The 11970-nt window shown below is 69.8% G+C and carries 6 protein-coding genes; 5 read left to right on the plus strand and 1 reads right to left on the minus strand.

Annotation, left to right across the window (positions count from 1 at the left end; translation table 11 throughout):
* Positions 1–463: 463 nt before the first annotated feature.
* From JD78_RS21000 to JD78_RS21010, 4 genes are all read left to right on the plus strand, one after another.
* Positions 464–7045 (plus strand): DNRLRE domain-containing protein, encoded by a 6582-nt coding sequence (locus tag JD78_RS21000; protein WP_166521385.1) that lies wholly within the window; start codon positions 464–466, stop codon positions 7043–7045.
* Positions 7042–7665, plus strand: coding sequence for a tetratricopeptide repeat protein (locus tag JD78_RS21005; protein ID WP_153362228.1), 624 nt, complete (start codon positions 7042–7044; stop codon positions 7663–7665). The genes JD78_RS21000 and JD78_RS21005 overlap by 4 nt, the downstream gene beginning before the upstream one ends.
* A 242-nt stretch (positions 7666–7907) precedes the next feature.
* Complete coding sequence (locus tag JD78_RS22730; RefSeq protein ID WP_267128579.1) at positions 7908–8033, plus strand: hypothetical protein; 126 nt, start codon at positions 7908–7910, stop codon at positions 8031–8033.
* 75 nt (positions 8034–8108) lie between these two features.
* Positions 8109–8492, plus strand: a complete 384-nt coding sequence (locus tag JD78_RS21010; protein WP_153362229.1) for a hypothetical protein — start codon at positions 8109–8111, stop codon at positions 8490–8492.
* A gap of 50 nt (positions 8493–8542) precedes the next feature.
* Here the strand turns inward: JD78_RS21010 and JD78_RS21015 are convergent, their stop codons facing one another.
* Complete coding sequence (locus JD78_RS21015; protein WP_153362230.1) at positions 8543–10321, minus strand: DEAD/DEAH box helicase; 1779 nt, start codon at positions 10319–10321, stop codon at positions 8543–8545.
* A gap of 446 nt (positions 10322–10767) precedes the next feature.
* Here JD78_RS21015 and JD78_RS21020 point away from each other — a divergent pair, with 446 nt between their 5' ends.
* A complete protein-coding gene (locus JD78_RS21020; protein WP_153362231.1) occupies positions 10768–11970 on the plus strand; it encodes an aminotransferase-like domain-containing protein in 1203 nt (400 codons plus the stop codon).

Consider the following 11970-nt stretch of genomic DNA (forward strand, 5'->3'; position numbering starts at 1 on the left):
GGATCCGCCCCTGGTCTCGCAGCTCAGAGGCCGACTCGGGGTACCCGGAGTAGTTCGGGCAACGAAGCGGACCAAGTCAGGTGGCGGAGTCGGCTGAGCCCGACTTCTGAGGCGCCTCTGACTGCTGGTAACGAAGTGGCAACTGATTGCAGTCAGGGGTCTTGCGGACCATGATCGTCCGCTGTCACTGTGTGCGCGCTGAACGCCCCGGACGGTCACCTCGACGCCTGGATCTGCTCCCTGAACTGGTGAAAGAGGTCCACCGTGCGCCATCGGCACGCCTTCGCTCCTGTCGTCCGCTGGCGCTCTCGTGGCCCCGTGGGCGTGGTACTTGCGGCCACCCTGGTGATGACCATCCTCCAGGGCGCTCCCGCCCAGGCAGCACCCGCTCAATCAGCAGCACGGTTGCCCCAGAGCGCCGTCGAGGGCGTGTCCGATGATCGGGTGCCCGCCGAGTCGCGAAGTGCCCGCGCCGGCGACCGCTGACCTGTCGGTTCAGCCGCCGCTCGTCGATGAACTCCCGCAGGTCGATCTGCCGGAGATGCCCGACGAGTTCGCGCCGGACGTGGAAGCAGCGTTCGAGGAGGCGCTTGCCCTGGGCATGGCGGCCGAAACGGGAAACCCGACCGAGATCGCCTCCGCCACGACCGAGTCGACCATCAAGTTCGCGATGCCTGACGGCACAGTCCGGGTGGAGACCAGCGCTGGCCCGGTGCGCACGATCGTCGACGGCGAATGGGTACCGGTAGACACCACACTGCGGTTCACCGATGCGGGAGTGCAGCCCACGGCGGTGGCTGGCGGTGACATCACCTTCTCGGACGGGACCGCCGGTGCACCGATGTCTGCGCTCGGAGACGGTGAGTCCAGCGCTCTGCGAGTTCACTGGGACGGCGATCTGCCCAGGCCGGAACTGAGCGGCGACACGGCGACGTACCGAGATGTCTTGCCCGATGTCGACCTGGTGCTGACCGCGACACGAATTGGCTTCACCCAACAGTTGGTGGTCAACGAGCGCCCACGACCGGACACGCTGCGCGCGCTCAGCCAGCTTGAGTTTCCGTTGGATGCGCGCGGCGCGGAGCTGGTGCAGAGGGAGTCCGGCGAACTGGAGCTGTCAGACGGCGATGAGGTGGTCGTCCGGGCCGCCGCACCCGTGATGTGGGACGCGCGGATCGATCCGGAGAGCGGCGAGGCGGCCGTTGTGGAGGCCATCCCGATGGAGCTCGACGAGTCGGGCGAGCCACAGACGGATGCAACGCTGGTGCTGACGCCGGATGTCGACTTCCTCACCGACCCCGCGACCGTCTATCCCGTCACGATCGACCCCACGCAGACCCTCTACCTGTACGAGGACACCTACGTCCAGAACAACATCCGCATCGACCAGCAGTACTGGCAGCCCAACCTGCTTGTGGGCACCTACAACGGTGGGGGACAGGTCAACCGCTCGCTGATGATGTTCGACGTCGACAACGCGGTGAACAGGGTCATCACCTCTGCGACGCTCGGATTGTGGGAGAACTGGTCGAGTTCCTGTTCCCCGCGCTGGGTAGACATTCGTGAGGCAGGCTGGTTCGACCCCTGGTCGGTCATCTGGCCGGGACCGCCGCTCGGTGCGCTCGTGGCCAATGCGAACGTCGCGAAGGGGTACAACGCGTCTTGCCCGGCTGGGTGGGTCGACTTCAACATGACCAATTGGACGGCGTTCTTCGCCAACCTCGCGAACAACAAGGGCTCGGAGATGGCCTTGGCGGTCGTCGCGAGCAGCGAGGTGGACAGCGCTGGCTGGAAGAAGTTCAACTCGGCCAATGCGGCGAACAACTGGCCGACGCTCTACTTCAGCTACGACGGCAACTGTGACCAGTACTGGGGCAACACCATCTGTGGCCCCGTGCGGGACAGGTGGTTGGCCATGGGCGGACCGAACTCCTACCTGGGTTACCCCACGACGGCGCAGGTCTGCGGGCTTCGCAACGGAGGCTGCTTCAACCACTTCGAAGGTGGCTCCATCTACTGGACGCAGGCCACCGGCGCTGTCGACATCGACGTCGACCTGCGGAACCGTTGGTCGGCGTTGGGCTGGGAGGGTTCTTACCTGGGTTACCCGACGACTCCTACGACGTGTGGTCTGAAGGGCGGTGGGTGCTTCAACCACTTCCAGGGTGGGTCGATCTACTGGACGCCTGGCACGGGCCCGGTCGACATCAGGACCGACCTGCGGAACCGCTGGTCGGCGTTGGGCTGGGAGGGTTCTTACCTGGGTTACCCGACGACTCCTACGACGTGTGGTCTGAAGGGCGGTGGGTGCTTCAACCACTTCCAGGGTGGGTCGATCTACTGGACGCCTGGCACGGGCCCGGTCGACATCAGGACCGACCTGCGGAACCGCTGGTCGGCGTTGGGCTGGGAGGGTTCTTACCTGGGTTACCCGACGACTCCTACGACGTGTGGTCTGAAGGACGGCGGCTGTTTCAACCACTTCCAAGGCGGCTCCATCTACTGGACGCAAGCCACGGGAGCACGCGATGTCCGCGGGCCCACCCGAGATGCCTGGGCCGCGCTTGGTTGGGAGCGCAGTTGGCTGGGCTATCCGACAGGCGACCCGCAGCCGGTCGCGGGCGGTATCCGCCAGGAGTTCCAAGGCGGCAACATCGTCTGGGACGAGCGCTCGAACACCACCATCGTCGGTGCGGGCATGCTGAGGCACCCGACGCAGTTCCAGCGGGTCACTCAGGCGCGGACTCAGTTGAAGGCCACGGCGAAGACCCCGGCCGGAGCGGGCTCCTACGACGGCGTGCGGTTCGAGTGGCGCCCCTACAGCCTTGCGCCAAGCGACCCATGGGCGTCGGTCAACCCCTCGACGCTGCGTCTGCCCGACGAGAGCGGGGTGTCGGGCACCTGGCTGCCGCTGGTCGACGAGGATGGCGGCAAGGCGTCGGCGACCTACACCTGGAACGCCACCACGAGCATCCCGGCCGACGGGTTGTTCCAGGTCCGTGCCTGCCTGCGACTGGTCGGTGGAGGCGCCGACCGGTGCACCGGGGTCACTCAGATCACCGTCGACCGCGCGGGCCTGACCGGCGCCAACGCCACCGCCGACGCCGGACCGGGCACCGTCAGCCTGCTCACCGGCGCCTACGCGGTGACCGGTCGCGACGCCGAGGTGACCGCGCCGCACGGTGGTCTGGCCGCGGTGCGGAACTTCGCCAGCAACGCCCCCGCCCGTCCCGGTCCGCTGGGACCAGGCTGGCGCCTCTCCCTCGCGGTGGACGAGGCCGGTGCCGACTACGAGAGCCTGACCGACCGGACGAGCACGGTGCTCATCACCCGCGGCGACGGCACCCAGCTGCCTTTTGTCCGCAAGTCCTCGGCGCCGGGCGACGTGAACAACTACGTGGCCGAGGGAGAGGCGAGCACCGAGGGCTCGACCCTGACCTTCGAGCCGGGGCCGGCGGGCACCGCGAGCACATACGTCTTGAAGGACCTGGACGGTGACAAGGTGACCTTCCGCCGGGCCGACGGCGGGAACGGCCACCTCGACGACGCCCTCTTCCGCGTCGAGAAGGTCGAGGCGATCCGGGGCAAGGCCGGCAGCACCGATCTCGCCCCTGCCGTCACCAATGTCGTCTACACCGCTGCGGGCAACCCGCGGCTCCTGCTGGCGCCCACCGACGCCGGTGCGGCGTGCGGTGACCCGGCGACGACCCAACCCGCCGGCTGTCGCGCCCTGGAGTTCGTCTACAGCGGCTCGGGCACGGGGGAGCGGTTGCAGGAGATCCGGCTGCGGGCCACCGGGGCTGCGCCCGGGGCCGACGGTCTCGTCACCGGGTCGTCCCCGGTGCAGGCACAGACGATCACCCTCGCCGTCTACTCCTACGACGCGAACGGTCGTCTGGCCGGTGTCACGGACCCGCGGACCAGTGCGGCAGTGAGCTACGGCTACCGCAGCGATGGTCGATTGTCCGCGATCACCCCGGTCGGCGGAACGGCCACCTGGTCGTTGGGTTACGACGGCGAGGCGTACCCGCGTCTGTCGACCGCGGTCATCGACGATCAGCCCGGCGCGGGTCTGCCGGCCCAGCAGACGAGCATCCGCTACGACGTCCCGCGGAACGGCAGCGCCGGGCTGCCGACGTTGACCGCCAATGAGGTGGCCCGGTGGGGGCAGAAGTCCACCCCCACCGACCTGACGGCCGTCTTCGACGCGGCGACCGTCCCCGATGCGGCACCGACGGAGTCGCAGTGGCGCGGGGCGACCCTGTACGCCCTCGACGTCAACGGCCGCGTGGTCAACACGGCCAACTACGGCGGCACGGCCCACCAGGACACCGGCGAGGACCAGGCGCCCGCCTGGCGGATCAGCACGACCGAGTACGACACCGACGGGAAGGGCAACGTCGTCCGCTCGCTGACGGCGGGCAACCGTGACCGGGCGCTGGCCGCCGGCGATGGCAGCGCGGTGCAGGCGAAGCTGCTGGACACCGTCAATGTCTACTCGGTCGACGGCCTGGACCTGCTGCGCGCCTACGGCCCCGCACGTCCGGTCGTGGTGGCCGACGGATCACGGCTGGTCAGCGCCCGCACGCGGACGACCACCGAGTACGACACGAAGGCGAACCACCCGGAGTTCGAGCAGAGCCTGCACCTGCCCGTGCGCACGGTGACCGACGCGGTGGAGATCCACACCGGGCTGCCCGCGGGGTCCACCGGTACGGAGCCGGGGCTGCCGGCGCTGGACAACGGCAGCCGGGTGACCACGCTGGAATACGGATCGCCCAACGCCTGGAAGTTCGGGACGCCGACCGCGACCCGGGTGGCGCCCGGAGGCGGAGCGGCGGAGGTCATCACCCGGCAGGTCGTCGACGAGCAGGGGCGGACGACGTCCCGCACCCTCCCGTCGGGTGGCACCGTCACGAACACCGCGGCGACGACGATCAAGATCTACTACGCAGCGACGAACGCCGACCCGCAGTGCGTGAACCAGGCGTGGGCAGGGTGGCTGTGCAAGAGCCTGCCCGGCGGGGCGCCGTCGGCCGGCGCGCCCATCCCGACGAGCCACGTGGTCGGCTACGACGTCTACGGCAACCCGACGCGGACGGTGGAGACCGGCCAGGGGGTCAGCCGCACCACCGACGTCAGCTACGACGCCGCCGGCAGGTCCCGGCGGTCGGTGACCACGGGCACCGGTCCGGAGGTCGGGCAGCTGCGCCCGGTGACCGAGACCCTCTACAACGCCGCCGGTCTGGTCGAGCGCACCCAGCTGCTCAACCCTGGCGGCGGGGTCGGCGGCAACGCCGCCGACGGCACGGCGCCGATCACCCGCACCTACGACGCCTACGGCCGCCTGGTCACCTACACCGACGGCACCGGCCTGGTGAGCTCCTACTCCTACGACGCGGTCGGCCGGCTCACCACGCTGGCCAACGACCACGGCACCCGGACGGTGGGCTACGACGGCAACGGTGAGCGCGGCAGCCTGCCGACCACGGTGGAGGTGTCCGGCGTCGGGAGGTTCACGGCTCGGTACGGCGCTGACGGGTCGTTGGTGCGGGAGGACCTTCCTGGTGGGTTCAGTGCGACGACGATCCGCGACGCCGGCGGGGACGCGGTCAGCCTGACCTACCGCAAGGCTGCGGCGGACGGGTCGGTGAGTGAGTGGCTGCGGTCGACGGCGAGCGTCAACGCGTTCGACCAGGTGGACACCTACCGGACGGTGACCGCGCAGGGCACCGGTCGGGCCACCCGGTACAGCTACGACGGGCTGGGTCGGCTGGTCACGGCGACGGACACGACGGCGCTGAATGCGGCCGGGTTCCCGACCGGGCCGTCGTGCACTCGGCGGTACACCTTCGACGTCAACAGCAACCGGACGGCGCTGAGCCAGGTTGGGAGTGCAGGCGCGCCGCCGGAGGCGTGTGCGAGCAGCGTGCCGGCCGCGGACAGCTACGCCTATGACTCGGCGGACCGGTTGCAGCCGGCGGGTGCGCGGGGCGCGTTGCGGTATGACGCGTTGGGTCGTACGCGGGTGCTGCCGTCGGTGGACACCGCCGACCTGGGTGCCGAGGTCGGGCTGGACTACTACGTCGATGACCTGGTCGCGAACATGGTGCAGGGCACCCGGACCAGCATCTTCGGGTTGGACGCTGCCGCTCGGCGAACGGTGCGCAGTGACACCGACACCACCACGCCCGGGGTGACCCGGCGGCAGGTCAGCTACTACACCGGGGACGACGACAACCCTGACGTGGTCAAGGAGACCGACAACAGCTTCACGCGCAACGTGCTGTCCTTCGGTGGGCTGACCGCGACGGTCGGCTCCGCCGGGACCGCGGGCGCGACGGTGACGCTGCAGCTGGCCAACCTGCACGGCGATGTCGCCGCCACCGTGCCGGTCACGGCGACCAGCCCGAGCGACATGCGGGTCACCGAGACCACCGAATACGGGGAGCCACGCACCCAGCCGACGGCCGGTACGACCGCACCGCGGTACGGCTGGCTGGGCACCCACCAGCGCGACGCCAGCACCCCCGGCGGCATCACCCTCATGGGCGTCCGCCTGTATTCGGCCGACCTCGGCCGCTTCCTCAGCGTCGACCCCGTCGAAGGCGGCAGTGCCAACGCTTACGACTACGTGAACGCCGACCCAATCAACGTGCAAGATATTGATGGGCGGTGTCCGTGGTGCGTGGTTGGGGCAATACTGGTACGAGCTGCGCTCAAAGCCCTCGCGAAGAAGGCCGCGGCGCGTGCTGCACAGCAAGCGGCTGCCAGGGCACTGTCAGCATCCCTGCGCCACAACCTGCAAAAGCGAGTCCTCGACCATGTCTTTGTTCCTAAACATAACTTTGGAACATTGGTTTCGCGACTCGGGTCTCGGGAGGCTGTTATGAATCGAATAGTGTCCAGTATCGGCCAGGTGAAGCCTGGCGTCTACGGTAGCAGGAACCCCATTGATCGAACGATCATGGGGCAGCGAGTGACCATTCGCGGACGCATGGGCACTGATGGTGTCTTCAAAATCGGCACGGCGTTCATTCCATGACAACAGGCCACGCGACTGATGATGAGTTGAAAGCAATTGCTCGGATCAAGCGAGAGTACGCCGCGAGCGGTGATGTCGAGCGCGCCATCGATTTGGCACAGCTGTACCTCGACCCACTCCATGACGAGGAGCTGGCGGGGTCGATTCTGACCGACGTGCTGGCTCGGGATCCGAAGAATGAGCGGGCGAGATTCTGGATGACTTACTACAAAATACACGGTGAATATACCGATGAAGCAGTTCTTGAGGGTCGCGAACTGGCGCGTAAGCTCCGGTCGGCAGTATTCCCGTGGAATGCTGCAGCGCTACTGTTGGAAGTTGATGCTGAGGAATGGCTGTCCGTGGACGGAGATCCGGTCGTCCGTGCTGCCCTGCTACAGCAATCTGTCGAGCTTGCTCCTGATTGGGTGGCGAACCGACGCGCCTTGTCGGCCTATCTCGCGCGGTTGGGTCGGAGGCGAGAGGCGATCGAGCATCTTGAGGCGGCTATAGTGAACCTAGCCAATGCCAGCCCTCCCCTCGATGTAGTCGACGAGTATTTTCATGTGGATGTGACTGGGTTGGTCGAAGATCGGGCCACCTTATTGGAAGAGCTTCGCGACTTGAAGGAGCATCCGTAGGGAAGCGCTAAGCCCCCGGTTGCGCCACTTGAACTGACGGGCGAAGCAGACGACTGGGGCTCGATTCAGAGCATCGTGCGAAGGCGTTCGCGGCGGGCGCGGAGGACGTCGACCGAGGCGGACGCCGACGGGGGCTGGGCTCCGACTGGCACAGCTGGGTGTGCAGCGCGGCCTGGGGCTGGAGTGCGGGATGCCCACCTGAAATGGCAGTCAATGCGCGAGGAGATAGGGACGGAGCCGTGGTGAGTGATGTCCGATTCCCGGGCTCATCACGTGAGGAGGGTTCTCCAACGGTGCTCGGCCGGTGGGGCATGCCGATGCTCGCCTTCCTCGTGTTCGCGACCATCGCGGCCTTCGTCGCCGCGTGAGCCTGGATCGCGCCGCCCCCGAGCGCGCCCGTGGGGGATCTCCTCAGCGTCACGACGCCGCTCGGGTTCCTGGAGATGAGCTTCTACCTGCTGGCAACCTGCATGATCGTGGGTGACCGCACGGGCCACATCGACGTCATCGGTCCTCTACTGGTGCGCCGTATACCGGCGACCGCCATCGCCGACGTCGACTCGAGTCAGGGTCTGCGCATCACGCTGCATTCAGGGCGGACCATCAGGTCCGTGGCCCACGGGCAGTCCCTGCTCGGTGATTGGGCGAAGTACCCTCGCTCCGCCCGGGCGGCGGCACGCATTGCGGAGTTCCGGAGTCGCTTCCCGGATCCAGCTGCCGAAGACGAGGCGAGCGTGGTGACCCACCTGCGCGTCGCAGGCCTCACGGTGGCGCTGGCGCTCGGTGCGCTGCTCCTGGCCGGCACCTTCGTGATCAACCACCTGTGACTGTGCCGCCTAGCCGCTAATGCTCGGCTGCGCAGGCGGCGGGCTGAGCGTTAGAGCATGGTGCGGAGGCGCTCGCGGCGGGCGCGGAGGACGTCGACCGACGCGGACGCCGACGGGGGACCGGGCACCGACTGGCGCAGCTGGGTGTGCACCACGGCCTGCGGCTGTGAGGTCTTCGCCGCGATCCGGTTGACCAGGCGGTTGATCTCCCGGCGCAGGTCGGTGGCGTCGCGCCAGGAGCGGCCGGCCTCCTCTTCCTCCGGGTGGTCCTCGACGACCATGAAGCCGTCGTCGTCCCCGTTGCGGTGCGAGGCGGCGATCCGGGCGCGGAGTTCGTCGTCCCGCTTGGCGAGCAGCTCGGCGGTCTGCGCGGCGGTGAGCAGGCCGGGGATGCCGAGGAAGTCCTCCGCCTCGGCCTCGAGCGGCTCCACCACAGCAGTGCCTGCGCCGGTGTGCGCCGTCCCGCTGGACAGCACGTGCGCGAACCGCGCGTCGGCCTCCAGCGCCTCCCACTGCTGCATCTCGCCCTCCCGCGGCTCGCGCGGCGGCAGGTCGAGCGCCTCCAGCTCCTCGTCGGGCTGGCTCTTCGGCGGCGGCATGACGTGGTTGCGCTGCTCTTCCATGGAGGCGGCCAGCGACAGCAGCGGGCGCACCGCGGGGAGGAACACCGTCGCCGACTCGTGCGGCGTCCGGGCGCGGACGACGCGACCGACGGCCTGGGCGAAGAACAGCGGCGTCCGGTAGGAGGTCATCCAGGCCAGGACGGCGGCGCGGGGCACGTCGACGCCCTCGGAGACCATCCGCACGCAGACCGCGATCCGGGCGCCGCCCTTGTTGAACTTCTCGATCTTCTTCGACGCCTTCGGGTCGTCGGAGAGGATCAGCTCCGGCGCCTTCCCGGTCACCCGGCGCACGATCTTGGCGTACTCGCGGGCGTCGTCCTGGTCGCTGGCCAGCACCAGCCCGGCGGCGTCGGGCATGCCGCCCTCCTCGCGGAGGTGGGTGATCCGGTCGTCCATCGCGGCGATCACGTGCGGCACCCACTGGCCCTTGGGGTCCAGCGCGGTGCGCCAGGCCTGCATCTCAACCGAGCGGGTGCCGGCCTCGGACAGCGACGCGGCGACCACCTCGCCGGCGGAGTTCCGCCAGCGGGACGTGCCGGTGTACGCGGCGAACACGACGGGCCGGACGACGTTGTCGGCCAGCGCTTCCTTGTAGCCGTAGGTGAAGTCGGCCGTCGACATCAGGCCGCCCTGGCCCTCGAAGCCGTCCTCCACGTACTTCACGAACGGGATGCGCTCGTCGGCCTTGGTGCGGAACGGCGTCCCGGTCAGGCAGAGCCGGCGGGCCGCGCGGCCGTAGGCCTCCTCGACCGCCTCGCCCCAGGAGAGGCCGTCGCCGGCGTGGTGCACCTCGTCCAGGATCACCAGCGTCTTGACCGTGGTGGCCCGGGCCGCGTGCAGCATCGGCTTGCCGGCCACCTGTGCGTAGGTGGTCACGTAGCCCTGGGTGCCGGCGCGCACCGGGCCGACGGCGTTGGTCAGGTTGGGGTCGAGCACGATGCCCATCGCGTCGGCCGCGTCGGCCCACTGCAGGCGCAGGTGGTCGGTCGGGCAGACCACGATCACCCGGGCGACCTCGCGCTTGGCGAGCAGCCGGGCGGCCAGGGTCAGCGCGAAGGTGGTCTTCCCCGCGCCCGGGGTCGCGGTGACCAGGAAGTCCTTCGGGGACTCCTCCTCGTACTTGCCGAGAGCGGCCTGCTGCCAGGCCCGGAGCGGTCGGCTGGTCGTCTGCGGGGCCCGGGCCGCCGCCTGTGTTGCAGTCGCCATGTCGGGAGTCATTCTGGACGGCGGTCGGGCAACACGCCCAACGGGGTGCCTCCGGCGCGCCACCGCCGCCCCGACGTATACGCGCCGGTCCTCAGCCCGCTGACCTGCACGTTCATCCTGTCAAGGGCCCAAGGTGTGGTCATCCTCATCCCCGGGGCGGACCCTCCCGTCACACCGCTCCCACCCGGGGTCAGGGGCGGCCGCCTCGTCCCTCGGCAGAGGCCCGGGGGAGCGCGCTCGCGGACGAGTTCCCCGCGCGAGTGCCCGGTCGATCCGGCTCGGCGAAGCCGCTGCGTCGTGCAACCACGCCGACGCGGCCGCTCCGCGCGACGTACGCTGGTGGACGGCCCCTCGACCAGGAGGCCCGATCGGCCCGGTCCCCAGCGGGACACCCCCCGCTGTTCGGCGCTGCCCATCCCCATCCCGTGTTGCCTCCTGGAGTCCTCGTGTCCGCTGCCGTCCTGTCCCGCACCCTGCCGCCGCTGGCCCAGCGGCTCACCGGGGTCGCCAGCTCCCCGGTCCGCGAGCTGCTCGCGCTGCTCGACCGGCCGGGCGTCATCTCCTTCGCCGGGGGCCTGCCCGCGCCCGAGCTGTTCGACCTCGACGGCGTCCGGGCCGCCTACGACAGCGTGCTGTGGGGTCCGTACGCCCGCCGTGCGCTGCAGTACGCCCCGACGGAGGGCGACCGCCAGCTGCGCGCGCGGGTGGCCGCCCGGCTGACCGCCCGCGGGATGCTCAGCTCGGTCGACGACCTGCTGGTCACCTCGGGGTCGCAGCAGGCGCTGAACCTGGTGGCCGCGGCGCTGCTCGACCCCGGCGCCGTCGTGCTGGTCGAGGACCCGACCTACCTGGCCGCGCTGCAGTGCTTCCAGCTGGCCGGGGCCCGGGTGGTCCCGGTCGCCACCGACGAGCACGGCATGGACCCGGCGGCGCTGGCGGAGACGATCCGGCGGGAGCAGCCGGCGCTGGTCTACCTGGTGCCCACCTTCGCCAACCCGACCGGCCGCACGATGCCCGAGCACCGCCGCGCCGAGGTCGTCGAGCTGACGGCCCGGCACGGCGTCTGGCTGGTGGAGGACGACCCCTACGGGGAGCTGCGGTACCGGGGTGCGGACGTTCCGCCGCTGGCCGCCCAGCCGGGGGCCGACGAGCACGTCGTCCACCTGGGCAGCTTCTCGAAGATCGCCGCTCCCGGGCTGCGGTTGGGCTGGCTCCGGGCGCCGTCACGGCTGCTGCCGGCGCTGACCGTGGCCAAGCAGGCGGCCGACCTGCACACCTCGACGGTCGACCAGGCGGCCGCGGCGGCCTGGTTCGCCGCCGCCGACGTCGAGACGCACCTGCAGACGCTGCGCCGGGCGTACCGGCAGCGCCGGGACGCGATGGTGGCCGCGCTGCCGGGCACGCTGCCGGCGGGAAGCAGCTGGAACGAGCCGGACGGCGGGATGTTCGTCTGGGCGCGGCTGCCCGGCGACGTGGACACCGCCGAGCTGCTGCCGTCGGCGCTCGCCGCCGACGTCGCCTTCGTGCCCGGGGCGGCGTTCTACGCCGGGACGCCGGACCGGTCGACGCTCCGGCTGTCGTTCACCACGCACACCCCGGAGCGGATCGCCGAGGGCATGGCCCGGCTGGCCGGCGTGCTCCGGAGCTGA

The sequence above is a fragment of the Modestobacter roseus genome (assembly GCF_007994135.1).
GTDB classification, from domain to species: Bacteria; Actinomycetota; Actinomycetes; order Mycobacteriales; family Geodermatophilaceae; genus Modestobacter; species Modestobacter roseus.